Source organism: Hymenobacter perfusus, from assembly GCF_003944765.1.
Classification (GTDB): domain Bacteria; phylum Bacteroidota; class Bacteroidia; order Cytophagales; family Hymenobacteraceae; genus Hymenobacter; species Hymenobacter perfusus.
Genome location: NZ_RWIU01000001.1, coordinates 339,311 through 362,329 on the forward strand (window position 1 = coordinate 339,311; position 23,019 = coordinate 362,329).

Annotated in this window: 16 protein-coding genes; 8 read left to right on the plus strand and 8 right to left on the minus strand. The window is 61.4% G+C overall.

The window, feature by feature from the left end; translation table 11 throughout:
- Positions 1-762: 762 nt before the first annotated feature.
- The 3 genes from EI293_RS01460 (at position 763) to EI293_RS01470 (ending at position 3,173) form a co-directional block, all read left to right on the plus strand.
- On the plus strand, positions 763-1,779 hold the full coding sequence (locus EI293_RS01460) for an NAD(P)/FAD-dependent oxidoreductase (protein ID WP_125435031.1): 1,017 nt from the start codon (positions 763-765) through the stop codon (positions 1,777-1,779).
- 83 nt (positions 1,780-1,862) lie between these two features.
- Entirely contained in the window at positions 1,863-2,189 is a 327-nt protein-coding gene (locus EI293_RS01465) for a 2Fe-2S iron-sulfur cluster-binding protein (protein ID WP_125435033.1), read from the plus strand.
- Between the two features lie 144 nt (positions 2,190-2,333).
- Positions 2,334-3,173 (plus strand): hypothetical protein, encoded by an 840-nt coding sequence (locus EI293_RS01470; RefSeq protein WP_125435035.1) that lies wholly within the window; start codon positions 2,334-2,336, stop codon positions 3,171-3,173.
- Positions 3,174-3,279: 106 nt separating this feature from the next.
- Here EI293_RS01470 and EI293_RS01475 read toward each other — a convergent pair whose 3' ends face one another.
- From EI293_RS01475 to EI293_RS01485, 3 genes are all read right to left on the minus strand, one after another.
- Positions 3,280-3,726, minus strand: a complete 447-nt coding sequence (locus EI293_RS01475) for a hypothetical protein (RefSeq protein WP_125435036.1) — start codon at positions 3,724-3,726, stop codon at positions 3,280-3,282.
- A 155-nt stretch (positions 3,727-3,881) separates the two neighbouring features.
- On the minus strand, positions 3,882-10,124 hold the full coding sequence (locus EI293_RS01480) for an alpha-2-macroglobulin family protein (RefSeq protein WP_170170195.1): 6,243 nt from the start codon (positions 10,122-10,124) through the stop codon (positions 3,882-3,884).
- A gap of 173 nt (positions 10,125-10,297) precedes the next feature.
- The gene (locus tag EI293_RS01485) at positions 10,298-10,873 is read right to left on the minus strand and encodes a DinB family protein (protein WP_125435040.1); all 576 of its coding nucleotides are present in this window, start codon (positions 10,871-10,873) and stop codon (positions 10,298-10,300) included.
- A 128-nt stretch (positions 10,874-11,001) separates the two neighbouring features.
- Here EI293_RS01485 and EI293_RS01490 point away from each other — a divergent pair, with 128 nt between their 5' ends.
- Positions 11,002-11,979, plus strand: a complete 978-nt coding sequence (locus EI293_RS01490) for a hypothetical protein (protein WP_246010500.1) — start codon at positions 11,002-11,004, stop codon at positions 11,977-11,979.
- Positions 11,980-12,090: 111 nt separating this feature from the next.
- Positions 12,091-13,134 (plus strand): ComEA family DNA-binding protein, encoded by a 1,044-nt coding sequence (locus EI293_RS01495; protein WP_125435042.1) that lies wholly within the window; start codon positions 12,091-12,093, stop codon positions 13,132-13,134.
- 48 nt (positions 13,135-13,182) lie between these two features.
- On the opposite strand, the gene EI293_RS01500 is transcribed toward EI293_RS01495, so the two are convergent.
- A complete protein-coding gene (locus EI293_RS01500) occupies positions 13,183-13,995 on the minus strand; it encodes a phosphatase PAP2 family protein (protein WP_125435044.1) in 813 nt (270 codons plus the stop codon).
- Between the two features lie 159 nt (positions 13,996-14,154).
- On the opposite strand from EI293_RS01500, the gene EI293_RS01505 reads away from it, so the two are divergent.
- The gene (locus EI293_RS01505) at positions 14,155-15,012 is read left to right on the plus strand and encodes a hypothetical protein (protein WP_125435046.1); all 858 of its coding nucleotides are present in this window, start codon (positions 14,155-14,157) and stop codon (positions 15,010-15,012) included.
- A 63-nt stretch (positions 15,013-15,075) separates the two neighbouring features.
- Here EI293_RS01505 and EI293_RS01510 read toward each other — a convergent pair whose 3' ends face one another.
- Positions 15,076-15,987, minus strand: a complete 912-nt coding sequence (locus tag EI293_RS01510) for a hypothetical protein (protein WP_125435049.1) — start codon at positions 15,985-15,987, stop codon at positions 15,076-15,078.
- A gap of 138 nt (positions 15,988-16,125) precedes the next feature.
- Here EI293_RS01510 and EI293_RS01515 point away from each other — a divergent pair, with 138 nt between their 5' ends.
- Positions 16,126-16,317: a cold-shock protein gene (locus EI293_RS01515; protein WP_044003100.1), complete on the plus strand. Its 192-nt coding sequence runs from the start codon at positions 16,126-16,128 to the stop codon at positions 16,315-16,317.
- A gap of 68 nt (positions 16,318-16,385) precedes the next feature.
- Here the strand turns inward: EI293_RS01515 and EI293_RS01520 are convergent, their stop codons facing one another.
- A complete protein-coding gene (locus EI293_RS01520; protein ID WP_125435051.1) occupies positions 16,386-16,889 on the minus strand; it encodes a gliding motility lipoprotein GldH in 504 nt (167 codons plus the stop codon).
- Between the two features lie 9 nt (positions 16,890-16,898).
- Positions 16,899-18,479, minus strand: a complete 1,581-nt coding sequence (gene ricT, locus EI293_RS01525) for a PSP1 domain-containing protein (RefSeq protein WP_317127193.1) — start codon at positions 18,477-18,479, stop codon at positions 16,899-16,901.
- Between the two features lie 408 nt (positions 18,480-18,887).
- On the opposite strand from ricT, the gene EI293_RS01530 reads away from it, so the two are divergent.
- The gene (locus EI293_RS01530) at positions 18,888-19,691 is read left to right on the plus strand and encodes a M57 family metalloprotease (protein ID WP_125435053.1); all 804 of its coding nucleotides are present in this window, start codon (positions 18,888-18,890) and stop codon (positions 19,689-19,691) included.
- 512 nt (positions 19,692-20,203) lie between these two features.
- Here the strand turns inward: EI293_RS01530 and EI293_RS01535 are convergent.
- Positions 20,204-22,828 carry a S8 family serine peptidase gene (locus EI293_RS01535; protein ID WP_125435055.1) on the minus strand — a complete coding sequence of 875 codons (2,625 nt, stop codon included), beginning with the start codon at positions 22,826-22,828 and terminating at the stop codon, positions 20,204-20,206.
- Positions 22,829-23,019 lie beyond the last annotated feature (191 nt).

Here is a 23,019-nt window from a genome sequence, read left to right on the forward strand (position 1 = left end):
TCAGCAAACTATTGAGGGGCTTTTTTACTACACTGGCATTCAATTACTTTAGCCCGTACTAATACAAAGTGGTAGGACCAGCGCTAATTCCCCGTCCACCACCGTAGTACTCATCCGGTGTCCAGAAATCCAGCGTCGTTTGAGAATCATAGCTTGGTGCTTGTACTACGATGTACGATTTGCCAGAGTAATTAGTAATTGACACAACCGTGAAGCCCGCATCCAAGCCTAGGTCCCAGGTGCCACCGTTACCCCGGTGCACGTAGCTATACGTAGCCTGCTGACCATACGCAATTACGCTAGGCCCACCAATGTAATTAGGGTCTGTTACATTGCTGGCCACGGTGGAGTTGGGAGTTGCAGGAGCGGCATCCTGCTCTTTACTACAGCTGGTCAAACAGGATGCTACCAAAAGCATAGCTGCGGAAAGTAAACGAAGGGGAGTGGACATAAATCTAAAATGATTTGGAAAGGTGGACAGATGCCCAAACTTATCCGGTGATTTTACTTTTATCAAGGCACATTAGCTGCAATTTGTGACACCAGAATAAGGCATAAGAACAGACCTCATTTCAAGGGTGAAGCAGCACAGCAGTGCATTGTTTTGCGACAAGGACACCCGCTGAGGGCTGCATGCCTATCTTTGCCCCCGCATAACGTGCCGTTACCACCAAATCGGGGCTCAATGCCAACGATTTGGGATGTTTGGCTGTTATGCCTGGGACGTTAGAGCCCGTTTGTTTCGTTTTTCGCTGTTGCTGCATGACCAATTCCATTTCCACCGATATCTGCATTATCGGGGCCGGCCCGGTGGGGCTGTTTGCTGTGTTTGAAGCCGGACTGTTAAAGCTGCGTTGCCACGTGGTAGACGCGCTGCCCCAGGTGGGCGGTCAGCTGTCCGAAATCTACCCCAAGAAGCCGATTTACGACATTCCGGGCTTCCCGGAGGTATTGGCCGGCGACCTGGTGACTAACCTGATGCGTCAGATTGAGCCCTTCCACCCCACCTTTACGCTGGGTGAGCGGGTAGAAGGCTACCACAAGCTGGAGGATGGCTCGTTCGTGGTAACTACCATCGACGGCACCGAAATCAACTGCAAAGCCATTGCCATTGCCGGCGGCCTGGGTTCCTTCGAGCCGCGCAAGCCCGCCATCGAAAGCCTCACCGATTTTGAGGGGGGCAAGGGCGTATACTACATGGTGCGCGACCCGGAAACCTTCCGCGACCAGCGCCTGGTCATTGCCGGCGGCGGCGACTCGGCCCTCGACTGGACGATTTTCCTGGCCGATGTGGCCAAAGAAGTAACGCTGGTACACCGCGGCACTACCTTCCGCGGCGCGGCTGACTCGGCCGAGAAAGTGCAGCACCTGCACGAGGCCGGCAAAGTGAAGCTGGTACTCAGCAGCAACGTGACCCACGTACACGGCAACGGCCGCCTCAACGCCGTGACCATCACGGCCAACAGCGGCGATGCTGAGCAGTTGGACGTGGATTCGTTTATTCCGCTGTTCGGCCTCACGCCCAAGCTCGGCCCAATTGGTGAGTGGGGCCTGGAAATTGAGAACGACGCCGTGAAGGTGAACACGCTGGACTACTCCACCTCGGAGCCCGGCATCTTCGCCATCGGCGACATCAACACCTACCCCGGCAAGCTCAAGCTCATCCTCTGCGGCTTCCACGAGGCGGCCCTCATGTGCCAGGGTGCCTTCAAGCACATCTTCCCCGACAAAAAGTACACCCTCAAGTACACCACCGTAAACGGGGTACCTACTTTGTAGTTTTTGGTTATTGGTTTGTGGTTGTTGGTACTGGTTTGGTATCGGAGCCAAAAACCATATACCACAAACCAATAACCAAGAAAATGACTGAAGACGTACGCGTATATGTAGAGGAGGCGCCCGGCCAGCGGCGCGAGATTCAGGCCCCGACGGATATGGGCCTGAGCCTGATGGAGGTGATGAAGGCTGATGGCTATGACATTCAGGCTACCTGCGGCGGAATGGCCCTGTGCGGCACCTGCCACGTAGAGGTACTGGCCGGCCCCGAGCTGCCCGAGCCCTCCGACGACGAGCTGGCCATGCTGGAAAGCCTGCCCGTGATGACGCAGGGCAGCCGCCTCTCCTGCCAGATCCGCCTGCACCCGCGCCTGGATGGGCTGGTGGTGCGCCTCATGCCCCAGGACGCGTAACCGCTCCAGTCTGCCCGGTATAGCAACCGCCGGCTGTTCAACAGATCAACCCCACACGGGGCGACTGTTGAATAGCCGGCGGTTGCTATACCGGGCTCCAGCAGTTGAGCGTTGCGTAACCAGTTACGGCTATTCTCTACTCTGATGTGTTCCATCTGCCCAATCATCGGCCTTATCTTCCTATCCGGATTATCTACCCTTGCTTACGGCCAGCACTATCCGGAGCTGGCGCTGGGCGGCGGCCTGACGCGGGCCCACCTATCGATGCAGCGGGAACAGCTGCCCAACCGTTTTCGCACCGTATCCGATTTGGCCGTGGGTGGCACCATACGGGTACTACTACCCGTGCAACCCCGATGGATGGTAGAGTCGCAGCTGCAAATAAGTAATCTGCCGGTTGAGCTGGGCTACCGGGAAAAAGGCGCCACCTATTACAGCAGCAGCAGCAGTGGTTTGCCGCTTGCCGGAATGGTTCAGGCGGGCGTAGGACTGCGGCGGCTGGAGTTGTTGCAACTGGGGCTGCAATGGACGCTGGAAGCCGCGCTGCATGCCTCGTACGCTTGGGCAGCGCCAGCCGTTGTTCGCCAGACCGGCCAATGGGGAAACCCGGGCAACGGCCAGGTAGGGGCATCCTGGGAGCAGCAACCCAAGCGCCAGGGGACGCCCGTAACAGGAGCGGAAACGGCGTTCCGTTATGAATTTGCGGAACGCCAGTATATGCTATTCTCCCTCAACTACCACTACGGCCTGTTCCCGCTGGCCGAGATACGCTCTACCCAGATCAGCTACTTCGATGCCAATAACCAGCTGCGCACCGATGGCCGCTTTACGGTGCCGCTGCGCATTTCGTATGCCACGGTGCAGGTCTGCTACGGCTGGCGGCTGAAATTCGCTCAGGCACGCCCGACCCGCTGGCACACCCCGCGCTACCACATAGCCCCGCCCGACCCGGCTGAGGAGGACAATGCAGACGTACAGCCATGACCTTCCCACCGGCAACAACTACTTTGAGACTGACCTGTTCATCATGCACAAAAAAGTCCCGCCGACTTTCTGTCAGCGGGACTTTTTCTTTGGGCTCCGGCGGCCGTTAGCGGCGACGGGTCGGTTTCTTTTTGGCGGTTGATTTCTTCGCGGGGGTCTTTTTGCGCGAGGAAGTATGGCTGCTGGTGCGGTGCGTGGACGAGCTGCTGCGGTGGGTGCTGGTGGTGCGGTGCGGCGCGGCGGCCGCCGCGGCTTTGGCTTCGGGGGCGGCTACCGGGGCCAGCTTCTCTTCTTCGGGCACGGCTTCCAGGTTCTGGATGGTGGCCTCCAGCGCGGGCTGATGGACGCCGGCTTCTTCGGCGGCGGCGCGCAGCTTGGCGGCTTGCTTACGCCGCACGGGCATCAGGAAATCCCGCTCGGCGCGCTCCTGGGCCGATAGTTTTTCCTCACCGGGCAGGTTGGTAGGGGTGGTAGTGGCTTTGGCCTCGTCCTGAGCCCAGGCCGGGGCACTGCCAAGTAGCAGCAGAGTAAGGAGGATTACCAGTTTACGCATCAACTTTTCTTCTTGCTTAAAACCAAACGGACTGCAAATGTACAATCCGTTGGCGGCCAGGGCAACCCCCAAACGGTAAAAGGCTGGATTTCACCACCGAGCAGCTTCCCTGTCTCAGCAACGAAATCCAGCCTTACTTACCTAATTACGGCGGATTACTGCCCCGCAATGCTCACCCGCGTGCCGGCCGAGTAGGCCGTAAACTCGGGCGCGTATAGGCATTGCAGCTGCGAAAGGCCGCCGGAGAAATTGCCGGCCTGGGCCGCCCGCAGGCGGTACTCGAAGGTGTGGGTGCCCTTGGGGAAGTAGCTGATGAAAAAGTTGGTGGCCGCGTCGCGGGGGCTTTCGTAGTAGCCCAGGCCGCTCTGGTAGCGGTAGCCCGAGGTCTGGCCGATGAGCTCCAGGCCGGCGGCGCGCTGGTCCTTGAGGTGCACGTACTCCAACGCCCGATCGGAGCGCAGCACCAGGCGCACCACCAGCACGTCACCCACGCGCAGGGGCGTGGCGGCGGTGAGGGGTTCCAGCACGGGGCCGGCGGCAGTGCGCTGCTCCCGGTACAGGCGGCGTTCCAGTTGCAAAGGCGTGGCGGCGGGCGTAATCTTATCCAGCTGCTCGAAATACTGCCAGTAGAGCGCACCCCAGGCCACGCCGGCATCGGGTTTCTGCACCGTCACGCGGCCCTGGGCCGGCCGGATGTCGGCGGCGGGCCAGGTTACTTTGTAGTAGCCGGTGCCCGCCTGCTGGGCGGTGGGCTGCACGGGCTTCCCTCCTACTGCCACCTGCAACGGCTGGGTGGGCTGCAGCCAGTTGGAGCCGCGCAGCAGCAACGCGTAGCAGGCATCGGCGGTGGCGCGGGTGCTTTCCCAGTTTTGCACGCGCTTCTGGCTGAGCAGCCACAGCTTCATCTCATCCACCGATTTTTGATCATTAAGCACCTCATCGAAGGCCTCGATGAGCGTGGCCTGGGTTTCGGTGGGGGCTTCGCGCCAGTAGTAGCCGCCGCGCACTTCCGTCCAGTACATGCCCAGCTCGGGCGAGTGCAGGGCGTTTTCCTGCAAAGCTGTGAGGATGCTCTTGACGGCGGCGGGCTGGGTTTTGGCGCGGTGCAGGGCCAGGGCCGCCAGCGCCTGCTCGTAGCGGGTACGGCCTATCCAGTAGGTAGCGGCCTGCTGCTGGTAATACGCCTGGGCCGGCTGGGCCTCCTTGCGCACCGCCAGCGTAAGCCAGAAGCTGCGGGCATACAGGGCCTGAATCTGCTGGTCGAAGAGGTGGTTCTGCTTGAGGTCTACTTTGGGCTGCTTGCGGAGCTGGGTGTAGTCATCCTGCAATTCGGCATCGAGGTAGGCCACGGCGTTTTGCAGCAACGGGCGGGCCTGGTCGTCTTTCTGCGCGTCGAAAGCCCCCAGCTTCTGCAGCTTGCCGAAGCCGGCCACGATAAGCTGGGTGATGTACCGGTCGGCGGGCATGCGCTCAAACCAGGGGAAGGAGCCGTCGGGCAGCTGCATCTGTTTCAGCTTGGTGAGGGCGCGGGCGGTTTCGGCTTTCAGGCGGGGCTCGTCGAACAGCTCGGCGAGGCGGCGCATCCGCTCGGTTTCGTTCTGGGCGTCGCGCACCCAGGGCGTTTCCTGCAACAGCAGATTTTTCAGCTCCTGGTTTTGCTCCAGCTTGCTGCTGAGGGCAGCTTTGTCGCCGGACTGGGCGGCGCGCTGCCACTCGGCCAGCACGGCTTTTAGCTGGGGGTTACTCTGCAGAATTTTGGCGGCCAGCAGGTTGGCGTAAAGGCGGCTGAAGGTCTGCTCGGAGCACTCGTAGGGGTACTCCATCAGGTAGGGCAGTGCCTGCACGGCGTACCAGGCCGGGTTGGGTGTCATCTCCAGCGTGAGCGAGTAGTTGCGGCGGGTGGCGGAGGTGGTGCTGGTGAGCTTCTTCAGCTCAAACTCCCGGGTAGCTGGCCCCACCACCGCCAGCGGCAGGCTTTCGGTGACAAGCAACCGGTTCGGCAACACCGGCAAAGTATTTTCCTCGCCATCCTCTACAGTTGTTAGTTGTTGGTTGTCAGTTATCTGGTTGTTCTGGCGGCGCTGTTTGCGCTGCTCTTTTTTCTCTTTGCCTGACAACTGGGAACCGGCAACTGACAACTGACCGCGCGCCACCACCCGGTAGGTAATGGATTCGATGGGCAGCTGGTTCTCGGCGGTTTCGGGGATGGTCAGGTTCCAGCTCACGGCTTGGCTCTTATTGCCCGACAGGTTGAAGTTCACTTGGGCGGCACTTTTCAGCAGCTGGCTTTCCAACGGCTGCTGGGTGCGGGCGTCGAGCAAAATGAGCTGGGCGGTGCCGCTGAGGGCCTGGGCAGTAAGGTTGCTGAGCTTGGCCGAGAAGGTCAGCTGGTCTCCTTCCCGGAAGAAGCGGGGGGCGTTGGGCGTTATCTGGAGGCTCTTTTGCGTCACCAGCTCCCGGCGCAGCAGACCGGTGCGCAGCTGCTGGTCGTGGGCCAGGGCCAGCAGCTGCCAGCGCGTCACGGCTTCGGGCAGCTGGAATTCCAGCACGGTTTCGCCCTGGGCGTTGGTACGTACGGCGGGCATCCACAAAGCTGTTTCCCGAAAATCCTTGCGGGCCTGCACATTGCTGAGGTCGGGTTGTGGGGCAGTGGCAGACGGTAAGTCGTTGTTGACCACAACCTCATTCAGTGTTGCCGCACTTTGTTTCATTGCGACAGCACCCCGAATCATTACCCGTGGCGCAGCGGCGGGAGCCGGCATGGCGGCGTCGGCCACTACGTAAGCTTTGCTTTCTACGACTTCTTCTACCGCCATATGTCGTTGCTGAAAGTTAAAGTCCCACATGTTCAATTCGGGATAACTGATAGCCTTATTCGGCAGGGCAGCCGGCTCAGTAGCTTCTGTCGTTGCATCCTGCATCACAAACCGCCCCCGCCATTGCAATACAGGTGACCAGTAAGGTTTTGAAAATACTATTTCTTCAAAATCGTGGGGGCGGAATACGTCCAGCGACTTATCGTAGAGCGTAGCCAGCAGCTCGGCGTCGGCGGGTTGGCCGTTGGCTTGGTGGATGGTGACGCGCCAGGTTTCCTTCTGGCCGGGTTGCAGCTTGTCGCGGAAGGTGGCAATGCTGAGCACCAGCGGGGCGGGCGGTGTGGCCACCTGCACCGGGGCCGTGTGGGTGTAAAGGCGGTTGTCGCGCACCTGGGTGAGGTGGACGTAGAGCTGGGTTTCGCCGAGGGCGGCGGGCACGGGCACTTCCACCACGCGCTGCTCGCCGGCTGGCAGCGTCAGCCACTCGTGGCGCAGGGTTTCGCCCTTGGCCTCGGCTTCCAGCAGCACGCGGGCTCCTTCCAGGGAACTACCCACCAGGAAACGGGCGGTCTGGCCGGGTGCTAGGCTGTCTTGCAACGCCACAAACCAGTCGGTAGTGGACACGGGCAACGTGGCGGCAGCGGGGTCGAACAGGGTGAACCGCTGCTCGGTGCGGGCTTCGGGCTGACCGGCCGTGGCCGGAGCGGCCGTGGCTTCCAGCAGGTAGCGGCCGGGCTGCTGGGCGGCCAGGGCCGTTTGCAGAGCCGGCAGCAGCGGGGTTTTATCGGTGTCAAATTCCTGGGTGAGCACCAGCGTGCGAGCCCAGGTGCTGTCGTTGTCCTCCCGGCCGTAGGCATCCAGCGGGAAGCGGCGCTTGAACTCCTCCTGGCTCAACGCTTCACGCTCGGGTTGCTCCCAGAGGCGGGGGCGCAGCGGCTGGGTGGGCGGCGTGAGGCGGTAGAGGCGCAACTGACCTTTGGCGGGCTGGGCCTCGCCGGCGGCGTTGGTGCTGAGGAGGCGGGGCGTGGGCAGCTCGGCGCGGTTGAGTAGTTCGGGCAGTTCCAGGCGCAGCGTCAGGGCCTCGGTGCCCAGGCTCACGCGCTGGGTGCCGGTGCGGGTTTCGCCGGCGGCGTCCGTCACATCGGCCGTCACCTCGAAGGCGTAGCCGGGTCCCCAGCCGCCGCGCTTGCCCTGCTTCAGATCCTCGCCTTTGGCAAGGAAGGCAATGGCGAAGCCCCCGGCCGAATCGGTGCGGGCGGTGCCGCTGAGGATTTCCTGCTCGGGCCGGCCACCGCCGTAGCCACCCCGGCCGAAGAAGGGCCAGAACGTGCGCCGCACCACCCGGTAGCTTACCGTGGCCCCGTCGATGGGCTGACCGGCGTAGGCGGTGGCCGTGCCGCGCACCGTTACGGGCTGGCCCAGCACCGGCATGCCCTTCACCGGCTCAAACGTGACCTGGAAGGTGGGCCGCTTGTAGTCCTCCACCGCAAATCCAATGCGGCCGAACTGCGTCTGGATGGTCATTTCTCCGTTTAGCAAACCCGTGGGCAGCACAAACGAACCGTGGACAGAACCGAAACTGGAGGTGCGAAAGCTCAGTTGCTTCACCACTTGCCGGTTCACATCAAGCAGCTCTACGTTCAGGGGAGAATCCGGCAACAACCCTGACTTGCCCGCCTTCTCCTCTGTCAGAATTCCCTTGAAGTATACCGTTTGGCCGGGGCGGTAGATGGCGCGGTCGGTGTAGAGGAAGGTGCGAATGTGCGGCTGCTCGTATTGGGGCAGCTTGTTGCGCTGAGCATAAAAATAGCCCAGTTCCTCCGTCCACAAGGAATCAGCACCAGCACTCAACATGGCCGGACTAAATTGCGTGTACTCTGACGAAGGCGACACGGGAATTTTCACCTGCCCCTGCGCATCTGTCTGCTGAGGCTGGCCGCGCCGCACCTCACGGCGGCGCGCCGATTGGTTGTAGGTAGTCAAGAACGGCAGCACCTGCACGCCGAGCCGAGGCGCGCCGCTCTGGCGGTGCAGCACCAGCAGCTCGGGGCCTTCGGTGCGGTCGGCACTACGGCGCACGTAGCTCAGCTCACTCACCTGCACTTGGCTGTAAGCTGTTACTGCGCCGGCCTGCTCTTTAGTTGGGTTGCTGGCAGCGGTGCTCAGCACAATGAGATACTGGCCCAGCGGCAGGGCCGGGCCGGCGTGCTGCACGGTGTGAATGCGGAAGTCCTGGGGGCCGGGCACGTCCAGCGCCCAGGCAGCGGCAGGTTGGGCGGCCAAAGCGCGGGCGTAGCGCTGCTGCCAGGTTTTGTTTTCGTACAACTCGGACCGCTCCAGCTGGCGCAGCACCTGGGCGCTGCTGATGCGGTAGGCCGTGGCGTAGAGGCGCGGGGCGTTACGCACCGTCAGGCGCAGCAGCCAGGGCTGGTTTGGCAGCAGCACGTCCTCGGTGGTGAAGGCCAGCTCCATTCGCGCCAGCCGCTGGCGCATAGCCGCCGCCATCCGCGCGCCTCTCGATTTCGGAAACTGCTTCTCGGCGGCCACGACTAACTCGTAGGCTTTGGCGGGGTCGGTTTCTTCCCAGGTGCCGGCTTCCAGCACCCGCAGCTCCGCGCTGATGGGTAACGCTTTGTACGTTTCGGCGGCGCGAGCCAGGGCGACGCGGTACAGCTCGGTTTTGGTAGGCAGTTCCGCGTGCTGGTGCACGAACTCCAGCCGCAGCCGGTCGGCATCGGCCAAAGCGGCGGGGTTACCGGCATCCGTGAGGCGGAACGCCAGCAGTTGCTGCAACACTTGCAGCGCGTGGAACTGGCCGTTCAGGGAGTCGGCCGGCGGCGCCTGCAATTTCAGGCGGGAAAATTCCGGGGCCGGCCCGAACAAAGCGGCATCCGTCAGCTCGAACTGTTGGGCGGGCTTGGTGATGTACAGCTCATCGTTGCCGAGGCCTTCCACGGCGCGGTGGGCCAGCAAATCGTAGAGGGTGGGGCGCAAAGCCCGGCCCTCGGCGCTGCCGCCCCGGCTGAGGTAGCCCAGCGTGGCCAGTTTCAGCTGCTGCTGGCGGCGGGGCTCCTCCTGCACCGAGGCGCGGTAGTGCTGCACCACGGCCGCCCCGAGGCGGGCCGCGTCCCAGGTGCGCAGGTCGTCGCGGCTCTGATCGGCGGTATCGGTTGTAGTCTGGGTCCGGTCGTAGAGCTGGTAGCGGTGGGCATCGTAGTAGCGGGCGTAGAGCTGGGCCAGCAGACTATGCAGCACCGGCCGGGCCGGGAATTGGGCCGTTTTCAGGTCCTGCTCCACCAGCACAATGGCCTGCCCGTCGGCTTCTTCCTCCCGCCCTTCCAGCAGACGCAGCTTGTATAGCAACGCCCGCAGGTGCTCGGGCGTATTCTGCTGGCGGCGGGCCTGCTGATACAGCGGCTCCAGCAATTTAGCGGCCGAGGCGGTTTGCTCTTTGGCCAGCAGTTGGTCAATTTTTTTCCAGGCCGCCGGGTTGGGGCCGCCGGGGCTGGGTGGGGTGGTCTGGGAGGAACCGGAGGCAAAGAACATCAGCAGAACAAGCAGGCTTAGCAGGAAAGGACGCATAGGGGCAGAACGAAGTAGCGGGGCAAGTTGGTAAAAACCCAGATGCCGGCCGGCGGCAGATTCCATAGCCAGCCCGGCAGTTTTTTGCCACCCCAATAAAAAAAGCCCTGCCGGCACGCGGCCGACAGGGCTTTCAACCTGCGTTTTACTTGGGGAGAAGCGTTCTTGTTGCGCTACAGCTCCCGGCTGTCCAGCACCCGCTCGGCCTGGCCAATATGGCGTTTCATGTGCTCCACCAGCAGCTCCAGCGCATCGGTCAGGCGGGGCAGCAGCAGCGGAATAATCGGGTTGGGAATGCGGATGGCGTTGGCATTCACGCGGCGGGCCTGCTCAATCAGGTTGCTGAGCTCATCCAGCTGGCGGCTGAATACTTCCACCACCGTACGCGGCAGCCTTGAGCCGCTGGGCGCGTACTGCTGGGGCGTTTTCATGGTTTTCTCGCTGGCTGGCACGCGCATGGCGTCGGTCATTTTGCGGCCAAAATAGCCGTGCGCCACCGTATCGGCAGGCGAGGAACCCCGCTCCCGGGCCGCCTTTATCTTGCGGCTGATAACCGGCAGATACAGGCCGCCCACAATGTTGAGGTGCTCCAGGCACTGGCCTACGCTCCATTTTCCGGGTCCGGGTCCCCGGTTCAGTTGGTCGTCGGTGAGGGAACGGAAGCGGCGGTTGGCCACTTCCCGCGCCTGCTCCACATCAGCAGCCAGGGCATCCAGAAAATCGGTGGTACGGAGGGTGGTAGCGGCCATAGGTATAACGGGGCGGGTTCAGGAGGAATCTACTGTAATGATACGCGGCCGGAGCCGCTTCGACAATGAACGGCCGGAATTGCCGCCCGGATTCACCAAAATTCCTGCCCGAGCGGTACTTTCGGGATATGGTATTGCCTTTTCTTCGTCTGGCGGGCTGCGGGCTGCTGTTCCTGCTGCTGCTCTCCACCACACCGACCCGGGCGCAGGCCGTACCAAGCCCGGGCGAAAATATTGCCTTTCTGGTGACCTTCGGCAGCCAGGCCGATAAAAGCTGGGGCGACGACGACTTCACCCAGACCTTCTTCTTCCTCATCCCGAAGGAAAACCGACAGCCCGTGCACATCCGCGTGTTCGACCCCGACTGCGGCGGCCTCTACGACGAAGCCAAGTTCGGCTGGAACACCACCACCGAGTTCAGCCTCTACGGCGGCGCGGGGGCCTACTCCACCCCCGATGCCCGCGCCACCGAGCCCAGAGGCCAGTTCCGGGCCGGTACGCTGCTGAAACAGCTGAAGTTCGGCAGTGAGAAAACCTACGACAACAAGTGGTACTCGTTCGGACCGCTGAACCCGCTGGAAGGCGAGTTTGTGCCGGAGTTTGATGGCTACGTATTCAAGCTGGTGGTGCAGGGCAAAGCCGGCGACGACGGCAACCTCTACCGTTACTTCCTCAGCACCTCGCCCACCCAGAATGTGCCCGTGGAAGGCGGTAACGCGTTTACCTACGAGTACAGCTTCCGCCTCTCGCCCCAGAAACGGGCCAAAACGCACCTCTACCCGTTTGTAAACGACCGGGTAGTGAGCATCAAGCAAAGCAATTTTGACGTGGACGGCGACGTGGGCCTGAAGATTTTCAGCGTGGCCAAAAACGGCCACCCAGCCAAAGTAAGCGAGGACAACGTGTGGGCCAGCAGCACCCATCTCATTGATGAGAAGGAGCACGGCCTCTCGCTGGATCTGCAGCTCACTTCCCTCACCAAGGCCACCAACGACCTGGTATTTTACGTGACTGACCAGTACGGCGTGGCCCTGCCCTTCTTTGCCATTCCGCTGGGCGGCCCGCCCCGCTACCGCTACGAGGTAGACGTCAAGATTCGGAAGTAACCGTTCGGCCGCGTGGGGTCCGGCAGTTGGCCCGGCAATAGTTTTTCATCGGATTGATTTTCTGCCGATTTACGCCTAACATGAGGGCTGTATTCGCTAAGTCTATCCGTTATGTCTGACCCGCGCCCGGCTCCGGCTAAGCCCGCTGTTTCCCGCCGTCCGGCACTCTCTCCCCTGCAACGGGCTGTTCGGCGCTACTTTGGCTTTTCCCGCCGCGAAACGTCCGGCTTTGTGGTGCTGGTGCTGCTGATGGTGCTCTGGCTTTGGCTGCCGGCCCTGCTCCGGCCCGCGCTGCCCGCCTACAACCCGGCCGCCGACCAACGGCAGCTGAATGCGCTGGCGGCTGAACTAGCAGCCCGTCGCACGGCACGGCCACAGTTTGCCAGCCGCTACCCCAGGCGCACGTACCCCGCGCGGCCCCGGGTGCCGCAGGTAGCTCTGGCGCCGTTCAACCCTAACGCTTTTTCTGCGCTTGACTGGCAGGCCCGGGGGTTGCCCGCGTGGTTGGCGGAGCGACTAGTAAAGTACCGCGACGCGGTAGGCGGCTTCCGGGCCAAGGAGCAACTCCGCAAGGCCTACGGACTGTCGGATACCACGTACGCCCGGCTGGCGCCCTACCTGCAGCTACCCGATCAGCTCCCGCCCCGGGAGGGCCGCTCGTATACCCGCAATCAGCCCGGCCAGTATCCGGACCGTAAGCCGTTCGAGGCCACGCCCGGCCGCTTTCCGCGCAAACCCACCCGCCTGGCTGCCTTCGACCTGAACACGGCCGATACTACCCAGCTGATGCAGATTCGGGGAATTGGGCGCGGCTATGCCCGCCGGATTGTGGAGTTTCGGCAGCGGCTGGGCGGGTTTCTGCGCCAAGAGCAGGTAGCCGAAATCTACGTGCTGCACGATGCCCCCGACCTGGTGGACAGTCTGCGCAAATACACCTTTGTGGCCGCTGGGTTCAGCCCCGCGCCGGTGGACGTCAACAATGCCTCTTTCGAGGTTTTACAGGCGCACCCGTACGTGGGCAAGCGGCTGGCGCGGGTATTGGTGGCGTTCCGGCAGCAGCACGGCCCATTTCGCCAACCGGCCGACCTGCGGCAGATCCGCGTGCTGGACGAGGCTACGTTTGAAAAGCTGCAGCCATACCTGGTGTTGCGCTAAAGCCATTCCTGGAGGGTGAAGAGGTGATAGGAAAACCGCCGACTGGCATCAGCGCACTACCAGCGTAGCCCCAAGGCTGCCGCCGGGCAGATACGCGGGCAGTAGCAGCAGTTTGTGGCCCATGGTACGCGGCAGCAGCCGGGCCGCTACCGGGTACAGCCGCCACACGGTTTCCGCTGATAAGAACCCGATGCCCGCCCCCGCCAGCACGTCGGTTACCCAGTGGCGGTTGTTGAGCATGCGCATGGCCCCGGTAGCCGTAGCCACACTGTAGCCTGCCACCGATACCCACGGCCGGTCCCGCCCGAACTGCTCGTGGAGCAGCGTAGCCGTCATGAATGCTTCGGCGGTGTGTGCGGAAGGAAACGAGCTGAAATCGGCTGGATTATCGGGGCGTTGGGTATGGCCCAGGCGCTTGAGGTTGCTGACGATGCTCGTACTCAGGGCGTGCGAAAGACCATAGCATACGGTGAATGGCACCACGCCCCGCTGGCCCTTCACCCCCAACGCGTACAAACCGTAGGCTCCCCACACGGGCAAGTGACGGGAATAATCGTCGATGCTGGTCCGGAAATGCGGAAAATGCTCCCGGGTTTCTTCGTTGACTTCCTCCTTCATCTCATCCAGCACATTTTCGTTGCGGCTCACGTACCCCAGTGCCACTAACGTTACCGGTACCGCAACCCGCCACAGAGCTGGCCTACGCAGCCAGGAAACCTGCCCAACTGCAGCCGTCGTAACGCGTGGTGGTACTGAGCGCACCGAATCGGGAACGGTGGGAGCCTGGGCCCGCGCAACCTGGCTCAGCAGCAAGCCGCTGGCCAGCAATGAGAAAACGGGACGTATACCGGGCAGTTGCATGTAAGGGAGAAAGATGCTTTGCCCAAGATACCGCCTTTACCGCCCCTTCCCTACCACAAGTCCGCCGTAAAATCCCCATTTTCGGCGGCTGAACCCACTTGCCCGGTGTACGTGGTCAGAAACCCGACTGATCCGCCGCCACTTGCTGCCCTACCGCCTATGCTCCTTTCGATTCGCCCGCCTGTCGTCCTGTTCCTCCTGTTGCTGACTGTCGGGCACGGCTGTACCTCCGACCAGGGCCGGGGTACCTTCGCGGAGGTCACGCAGGAGTATGAGGTCACGCAAATTGGCCGCATCACGCACCGGGCCCGGGAAAGCTCCGGCCTGGAAACCGCCGGCCCCGAAGGTGATGTATGGACCCACGCCGATGGCGGCAATACGGCCCGTCTTTACCGCATCACCCGCCAGGGCGACCTGCTGCAGGCGCTGGACCTGGAGCCGCTTCAGAATATCGATTGGGAGGATCTGGCCCAGGATGAAGAGAACCGGCTCTACCTCGGCGACTTCGGCAACAACCAGAACAAGCGCCGCAATCTGGCCATTTACCGGCTCAGCGGCCCCAGTCTGCAACACATTGATACGATTCGGTTTACTTACCCCGACCAACACGACTTCCCGCCCCGCAAGCCCCGGCGCAATTTCGACTGTGAGGCGTTTTACTATTACCAGGACAGCCTGTATCTGTTCACCAAAAACCGCGGCGAAGGAGGCTTCGTGAAGCAGTACGTGGTGCCCGCCCGCCCGGGCCGCCACACCGCCCGCCTCGCCGACAGCCTGCAACTGCCCAGCTGGGTTACCGCCGCCGATATCAGTCCCGATGGGCACCGGGTGGCTTTGCTGGGGTACGGCTACGTGTATCAGTTTGAGCGTTTATCCGGCCGTCGGTTGTTCGATGGTCAGAAAACCCGTCTTGCGCTGCCTAAATCTGGGCAGGCGGAGGCTCTGGTATTCATCAACAATCAGGACTTTCTCATTAGTAATGAGAAGGGCAAGCTATTACTGGCGGCTCACAAATAACGGAGCCCGCCAATGACGCCCCTGGGGCTGCCATGACGGGCTCCGCTACCTAATATGTTGGCGTTAATCGGGTGAGCCGCTACGGCCGGGAGTCGCCCCGTAATCCGGGGATTGCTCAGGATTGGTACGATCATCCGACGCGCCCCCGTAATTCCGGGCACCGTCTTCTTTTTCGAAGTCGCCACGAGCCGGGGAGCCGGCCTGACGGTTGGGGCTGGCCGCGTCGTATTCGTCATTGTACGAGCCGCCTTTCGAGCCAAAGCCTTTGTCTGAGCTGCCCTGCGCATCAGCGGAGCCCGCTGCCTGGTAGCCGCTACCAGGGCCGTTGGTGGGAGTGGCCTCGGCCTCATTGGTTCCCTGGCTGGCGTTGGAAGGCGCGGCTCCGGTGTGCAGCCCCTGCGGCCCACCCTCCGGATGATTGGGCGTATAATCTTCGCGCTGGTTGCGCTGGCTGGCGGCTGGGGCAGTATCGGCGGGGTGGCCACCGCTCAGTGAGGTGGTTCCGTAGTTTTCTGCAAAACCCGAGTCGGGGCCTTTCGGTGCAGCGTTATCGTTGGCAAAGGCAGTCCCGACAGCCGAGCCGGCCGGGTTACCGGCTCCGACGGCCTGTGTTCCAAAGCTGCCGTTTTCAGCGGATGGCTTATCTTCCGCGTGTTGTTCCCGTTCCCCCACGTAGCCGGTAGTAGCAGCCGGCGCGCCAAGGGTGCCCGCGTAGGTGGCCTCCCCCCGGCTCAGCTCGTTGCCGTAGCCGCCCTGCGTGGTCCCCTGGTCCGATTGGCGGCCGAACTCCCCCCGGCTGGCACCGGCCACTTCGTTTTGCTCGTGGTTTCGGTCGTGGGCGAAAGGCTGTTCGGCGGGCGTATTAGCCGGTATCTGAAGTTCCGATGGTACCGTCCCCTGGCCGTTATGAGCGGGGTCGACTGGCGTGTGGGACTCGTTGTCGCTTGAAATAGGAGGAGTGGTTGCGTCCGTCATGGCGTAGAGTAGCTGGGTTGGGTGCGTATGTCATACGCAGCCGGGGCGGCCACGTTCCAAACCGGGCTATTTTTACCAATCTGGAAAACCATGTAGATTTACCGCCATTCTTTCACCCCACAACCGCTTACACCCGCTATGAAAACCGGCAAAGTGAAGTTTTTTAATGAGTCCAAAGGCTATGGTTTCATCGTTCAGGATGAGAATGGCCAGGAAATTTTTGTACACCAAACGGGCCTCGTGCACGAAATCCGTGAGAATGACCGGGTTTCGTTTGACATCATCGATGGCAAAAAAGGCCAGAACGCCGTGAAGGTAGAGCGCATCTAACCAGCCCGCTACCAAGCAAAAAGGCCCACCGGATATTCCGGCGGGCCTTTTTTATGTACTACTGTATCCTATTTGCCTGCTGGCGCGTGCGTCACAACCCGTACGCCCACGGCCATAATGCCCCGGAGTTGATCCTGGCGCATGTACTGTTCCAGCGTGATTTTGTACGGTCCCGTCTGGGAGAACTTCTGGTTTGGCAGAGCCAGGAAACGGTGGTCGAAGATATCCCCGGAACCGTTGCCGCGCGGCTCGCCGGTTTGCGGGTCCATCAGCAGCATCTGGTGCAGCCGCCGCGAAATGGGCTTGCCACTGGGGCCACTGAGCGTGTGCTTCACGTAGAGGTTGTAATACTCGTAGTCAGCCGCGTTCCGCACGTTGAAATACACGTCGTAGCGCTGGGTAGTGTCGGGGATTTCAAACTCAAAGGAAGGCTTATCCTGCACAGCCCACACGTAAGGCTCACCCAACGGGGATTTGAGGTCGGTATTTTTCTCATACACCTCATTGGCTTCGCAGGAAGCCAGTAGCAGACTCACCCCCAGAGCCGGGAGCAAACGGAGCAGACAATGCATAACGAAGAATTAGGAAGCTGATGGAGCTACACCCTCGGCGCTGCCGCCCCGGCCCGGGCGGTTGCCCCGCCGGCCCGAGCGACCCCGCCGGTTTTCTCCCGGTTCCGCTCCTGGACGGCGGCTACCTTCGGGAGTTTCATCAGTAGGGCGGGCGGAGCGGTTACCGTCGCGCGGTGGGCGCGGCGTATCGGCTGCCGGCGTGGCCCCGTCGGCAGAACGAGGCGCATCGGTGCGTTTGCTCTCACCCCGGCCCCGGCCCCGGCGGTTGAGCGGCCGGGCAGCGGCTCCACGCGGCCGGGCACGCTCTTCGGGCGTGGCGGCGGGCTGGTCACCTTCTGCAACTGGGGTGGCAGGCACAGCGGCGCGGGTTTCCGGGGCGCTGCTGCTCCGGGTACCGGTGCCCCGGCCAGCGCGGGGAGCACCGGAGGCAACTGCCGATGCCGGAGCGTCGTCGCCCTTCTTTTTCTTGCCTCGTTTGCTGCGCTTGGAAGCCTTGATTTTGTCATCAAGGCGCTCCAGGGAACCTTCTACAATAGCGGTTACTTCGGGCTCCTTTTCTTCTTCGCGCATGGGGAGCAGCAAGCTTTCGGGCTTTTCGCCGCGCTTGTTCATCTCCAGCACTTCCCGTACCCGTTCAGCGGGCACTACCACCCAATTGTTGTCGCCGCGCACGGCAAACCACATTTTGCGCTTGAAGATATCCGTCTTCTGCAGCACGTACTCACCCTTTTCGGTGAGCAACGGACGCTGCACCTGCGGAATATCCTTGAGGGCATCGAGGTAGGTATCCAGCTCGTAGTTGAGGCAGCACTTAAGGCGGCCACACTGCCCCGAAAGCTTGGCCGGGTTGAGGCTCAGGTTCTGGTAGCGGGCCGCAGTGGTGCTCACACTTTTGAAATCTGAAAGCCAGGTAGAGCAGCACAGCTCCCGGCCGCAGCTCCCGATGCCACCGAGGCGGCCGGCCTCATGGCGCAGCGAAATCTGGCGCATTTCTACCCGCACCCGAAACTCATCGGCGAGGCGCTTGATCAGGTCCCGGAAGTCTACCCGGTCGTCAGCGGAATAGAAGAACGTGGCGCGGGTACGGTCGGCCTGGTACTCCACATCGGAGAGCTTCATCTTAAGCCGAAGCTCATCCACCACGGCCCGGGCCCGGAACATGGTGCCGGTTTCCAGGTCGCGCACGGCCTGCCAGCGTTCCGCGTCCTGCTCGGTAGCCACGCGCAGAATGGGCCGGATGTCCTTGGAATCAAGCGGCACCTTTTTCTTTTTCATCTGCAGGCGCACTAGCTCGCCTTTCAGCGAGACGTGGCCCAGGTGCCAGCCATTGCCGGCCGCTTCCACCACAATGGCGTCGCCGGTGATGAGGGGCAGACGGCTCTTGTTGCGGAAGAAATCCTTGCGGCCGCCCTTAAAGCGTACTTCTACAAGGTCAAACTCTTTAAAGTCGCTGGGCATATCCAGGTCCTGGAGCCAGTCGAATACGTTGAGGCGGGTACAGCCGCTACTGCAACTACCCTTGGAGCCGCAGCCCTGGGCAGATGTAGTGGAGCAGCCCCCGCCGGAGGAGGAGCAGGATGAGCAAGCCACAGCTTGAGGGATCTATATGGTAAGGCAGCCGGCAAAGGTCGGCCGCACGAAATCGGTTGTTTACAAAGATAGAGAAATAGCCGGGGCAGCGGTTGGCAGCTCAATCAGGTCCGCTAAGCCAGAAAAAAATGTTGTCTGCCGAATTTTTTTTTAACAGTGGCGGACGTTGCTGTACAGCAACGGCTTACCATCCAGAAATTGTGGCTCTATGCAGCAGAAACACATTTTTCATCTAAAATTCACAAACTACTATAATCCTATTAGCGGACTACAAAAACTCAAAAATCACAGGCAAAAGACAGACTATCAGCGTATATAATTTTGACAATCATTTATAGTTAATTTTGAAATATCCTCAATAATAACCTATGTTTGATGCGTCCTTTAACCACTCCACAACCAAAACACATGAAAAAGCTAAAAGCACTCGCTCCACTCGCGTTGTTGGCCGCCACTACGTTGTCCCTGTCGTCATGCCAGGAAAAAGCCAATGTTGAGGTAAAGAATGAAGTATCAGAGACGGCCATCAATCAGATCAAAGCTCTGGGCTTTACGGCCGATGGTGCTCAGAAAGTAGACGGCGGCATCCTCGTGGAAGGCGACATCCTGCTGACCAACGAAATGCTGGCCAGCAAGCCCGACTATAGCATGGTTCGGGTAGGTCAGGATGAGCAGTACCGCACCACCAACCTGGTATCCGGCCTGCCGCGCAACATCACCATCCGCGTGGCCAGCAACCTGCCTTCAGCTTACATCACGGCCACCAACGAGCTGATCAACCGGTATAATGCTCAGAATCTGCGCATTACCTTTTCCCGGGTAACTTCGGGCGGCAACATTGTACTGAGCGCGGCTCCTTCGGGCGCCGGTTACCTGGCTTCGGCTGGTTTCCCTTCCGGCGGTAATCCTTACGGCTCGGTTTCGGTTAACTCGGCTGCCATTGGTACGGCTAACGCCTCTACTTACATTGCTACCATCCTGGCGCACGAAGTGGGTCACTGCATCGGCTTCCGTCACACCGACTACGCTGGCCGTCAGTACAGCTGTGGTGGCTCGGCGGTAAACGAAGGTGCCAGCACAGTTGGTGCCATCTACATCCCCGGCACCGCTACCGGCAACGACCCCAACTCGTGGATGCTGGCCTGCATCGGCTCGGGTGCCAACCGTCCGTTCAACACGAACGACCGTACGGCTCTGAACTACATTTACTAGACTACGGCTTAGTCCAAACACAAACGGCCCCCGACTCTACTGAGTCGGGGGCCGTTTGTGTTTGGACTTGCTGGTACTGTATACAGCTCTGCCGACAGTAAGCAACAGGCATCCGATTTATTGCGACCGGAGGATTATTAGCCGGAGAGAAGCCTGACTTAAGCGGAGCACCAGTGAAATATTCTTCTACTCACCTAATCATCCATTTCATTAGCTCACCCAAGTTACGGAGGATGCAGGACGACTGGTCTGGGCTCCGGTTCGGCGGCTTTTTCAGCCGTCGGGCCGGTCGCCGTAAGCGCATACGGCACGTCTTTTCGGACATGGCCACCTCGTTCGCCCTACGACCGGCCCGACGGCCGAAAAAGCCGCCGGACAGGAACCTGCTCCGCACCTTTGGTTAGCACCCCTTGTTTTAGGCTGAACTAGCCTAGTTGCTGTATTGTACAAGGCCGCCCCAACAGGATATTGCTGTCGGGGCGGCACTCAGTAGTACAAGCCAGATCGGAAGGTTATAGCACTATCACGCGGCGCGTAACTTCCCGGCCGCCGGGGGTACTGATGCGGAGCAAATACACGCCCGGATTCAGGCCGTGCGTATCGAGGGTTTTGATGGTACCTGTGTCGGAAACCACATTCAGGCGCAAGCGCCCGGCCAGGTCGAATACCCGCACGCGCAGCACCTGGTCAGGCGGGCCGACTACGGTTAATGGCTCTCCAGCCGCTACGGGTACCGGAAACACCAGCACTTCGGCCGCTGATGGTACCAGATATATCTCCTCCAGCGAGCTATACACGAGGCGGCCGGTGGCCAGTTGCAGACGGACGCGGTATTCAGACCGGCCCGGCACAGCAGTGGGGTCCAACAGGCGCAACGTGGTGCGCGCATCGGGCGCGAGACTCTGCACGGCCACGAAACTACCATCGGCCGCGCGGCGCTCCAATGTCACCGTCTGCAGCCGGAAGGTGGTACCCAGTGTCAGGTCAAACTCTACGGTATCGGTAACCAGCTGTCGGGCCAGGAAAGAGCGGATGTAGCACCCATTGCTTTCCTGCAATACATTCACCGTGCCGCTTCGCTCCCCCACCCGCTGCTGGATAACCGGCGCGACGGCGAAATATTGGGCAGCCGCTTCGGCGGCCGTGAGAACCAACGCGGTATCCGTCAGCAACCGATACGGCTCCATGTGTGTGGAGCCCAGCGCGTACACCTGGTACTGAGTAGCCCCGGGTATGCGTGGCCAGGTCAGCAGGGTTTCCTCAGGGCAGGTATAGCCCACTGCTAGTATTAGTGGCCGGGCCACGAAAAACGTATCGGACACGACCACGCTGGCCCCGGTGGTGAGGCGCAGCTGGGCCGCTTCGGTTACGTCGGGAGCAGTCCAGCGAAACGTTTGCGAGGAAAGGTCAAGGGCCGGGTTGACGATATTCCAGCCAGCCTGCCCGACGGGCCGGTATTCCAGCCGCGCCGACGCAGCGGGCCCGGCCCATTGCCAGCGCAACAGGGCCGATTCGGCTGCCCGCAGATTACGCGCTTCCGATGGATGCACCCACGTCAGGTCCGATTCAAATTCGTAGGCAATACTGTACGCCTGCGGGCCCTGGGTAACCTGGAAACCGTTTATCATCAGTATGTAGTACCCATTGGCAGCCGGGGCATCTACCGTAATCTGCTCCACATTGTCGCGGTGGTTGGGGCGGCGGCGGGCCGGCAAGGCCAGTGAATCAAGGTGTGGGAAGGAACTGAGCGTCCAGGGGTGCCACGTTTGCGTATCGTTTAGGTCAGACAACCGCATATCCAGGTCATTCACGAGGGTAGTCGGGGCATTTTCCACGGCGGCGGGGTCGGTCCAGGCCAGGGTGATTTTCAGGCGGTGCGTGCCAGCGGGTACCGGAATCGAAATACTCTGCCTTTCACCCTGCATGATGGTGCCTTCCTGAAAACGGCCTTCCAGCATGGTCTGCACTGCTCCCAGCGCATCTACCTGACCGTAACCCGCTACGAAATCGACGTTGGGGCGGCCCGTATCGTCGGCGGTATTCAGCAGCACGGCTTTCACCAGGGCCGCCGAGGGCAGCGTACCATACCGGTCTTTGTAAGCGTGTTGGGCCAGCAGGCTGACTCCCGACACCAACGCCGCCGCGTCGGAAGCTCCCCCGTCACCAAAGGCCACTAGCTCGGGCTTCACGCGGCCGTCGGCGGCGGGGCCCCGGGAACTGAGCGGAGCCACCTGCCCCAGTGCATCGGTATTGCCTACGCTCAGGCTGTTTTTGGAATTTTTGAACTCGCCGGTGAGGTTGCCGATAGTAGCCAGGCCGGCATACGGTCCGGCCGCTCCCCCCTGGTTGCCGGAATTGCCCGCTGAAAACACATGCAGCAACGTCGGGTACTGCCGCACCTGCTGGTCATACGCCCGGGCTTCCTGCCCGTAAAAGCTCTCCACCGCCACCCCGTACGAGTGGTTCTGCACCGATACGCCTTGCGCCGCCAGCCCCGGCCCGTTATCAGGGAACAGGTTATCATAGCTCGATTGAGCAATGCGCGCTTTCCAGGCCGCCCCTTTGCCGTTGGGCGACGAGTTGCCGCCGCCCGCAATGAGCGTCGTCATAATGGTGGAGTGCGAGTTCAGCAGTTGCGCCTGCGGATCGGGGTTCAGCAGCCGGCCTTTAAAGTCGATGTCCAGAATATCCAGCGGGCTTTCCTTCACGGACACCGTGAGGCCCTGCCCCGTAATGCGCGGATAGCGGGCATGCACCGTGGTAACCTTATTGAGCGTGAAATCGGCCCCGTTGAGTTGCCGCTCGGGCCGGGCTTGCCGGTCGGCAGCCTGCACGAAGCTCACCCACGGGCAGGTCGCCAGAGCCGCCGCCGCTACTCCCCGCACCCGCAGCCGGGCCTGCTGCGCTTCGGGCTGCACGAGGGCGTTTGGGTAGTGCTGCTTAAGCCACTGCCGGCACGCGGTTTCGTCGGTTACGCTCACCCGCAGCCACCGCTGGCTTTTGTCTTTCTCCAGCCCCGGGGCCAGGCGGCCGGGTAAGCGGGTCACCTGCACCTGGCCGTTGCTTTGCCCCGGTTCGCCCCATAGCAACAGCAACAGAACGGGTAGGCCGATACGGCGAAAAAGTACAGCAGACATGGCGGAGAAGTGGTTGTGGCAGAAGGAACAGGGCGGCAAAAAACGGACAAAACCGTTCTTTCAAATGTAGGCAGAAATCCGGCAGGCAGACCGCGCCGGACTACGCTTCGACACCGCTAAATTCTGGCATTCTGGCCTGTTTTCGTAGCCTGCCGAACATAAAAAAGGCCAGCTGGTGGCTGGCCTTTTTT

Coding starts and splice junctions, on each gene's coding strand:
- EI293_RS01460 (WP_125435031.1), top strand. CDS start 763: ATGACCAATTCCATTTCCACCGATATCTGCATTATCGGGGCCGGCCCG.
- EI293_RS01520 (WP_125435051.1), bottom strand. CDS start 16,889: ATGCATTGTCTGCTCCGTTTGCTCCCGGCTCTGGGGGTGAGTCTGCTA.
- EI293_RS01495 (WP_125435042.1), top strand. CDS start 12,091: ATGTCTGACCCGCGCCCGGCTCCGGCTAAGCCCGCTGTTTCCCGCCGT.
- EI293_RS01475 (WP_125435036.1), bottom strand. CDS start 3,726: ATGCGTAAACTGGTAATCCTCCTTACTCTGCTGCTACTTGGCAGTGCC.
- EI293_RS01465 (WP_125435033.1), top strand. CDS start 1,863: ATGACTGAAGACGTACGCGTATATGTAGAGGAGGCGCCCGGCCAGCGG.
- EI293_RS01500 (WP_125435044.1), bottom strand. CDS start 13,995: ATGCAACTGCCCGGTATACGTCCCGTTTTCTCATTGCTGGCCAGCGGC.
- EI293_RS01515 (WP_044003100.1), top strand. CDS start 16,126: ATGAAAACCGGCAAAGTGAAGTTTTTTAATGAGTCCAAAGGCTATGGT.
- EI293_RS01470 (WP_125435035.1), top strand. CDS start 2,334: ATGTGTTCCATCTGCCCAATCATCGGCCTTATCTTCCTATCCGGATTA.
- EI293_RS01505 (WP_125435046.1), top strand. CDS start 14,155: ATGCTCCTTTCGATTCGCCCGCCTGTCGTCCTGTTCCTCCTGTTGCTG.
- EI293_RS01480 (WP_170170195.1), bottom strand. CDS start 10,124: ATGCGTCCTTTCCTGCTAAGCCTGCTTGTTCTGCTGATGTTCTTTGCC.
- EI293_RS01490 (WP_246010500.1), top strand. CDS start 11,002: ATGGTATTGCCTTTTCTTCGTCTGGCGGGCTGCGGGCTGCTGTTCCTG.
- EI293_RS01510 (WP_125435049.1), bottom strand. CDS start 15,987: ATGACGGACGCAACCACTCCTCCTATTTCAAGCGACAACGAGTCCCAC.
- EI293_RS01485 (WP_125435040.1), bottom strand. CDS start 10,873: ATGGCCGCTACCACCCTCCGTACCACCGATTTTCTGGATGCCCTGGCT.
- EI293_RS01530 (WP_125435053.1), top strand. CDS start 18,888: ATGAAAAAGCTAAAAGCACTCGCTCCACTCGCGTTGTTGGCCGCCACT.
- EI293_RS01535 (WP_125435055.1), bottom strand. CDS start 22,828: ATGTCTGCTGTACTTTTTCGCCGTATCGGCCTACCCGTTCTGTTGCTG.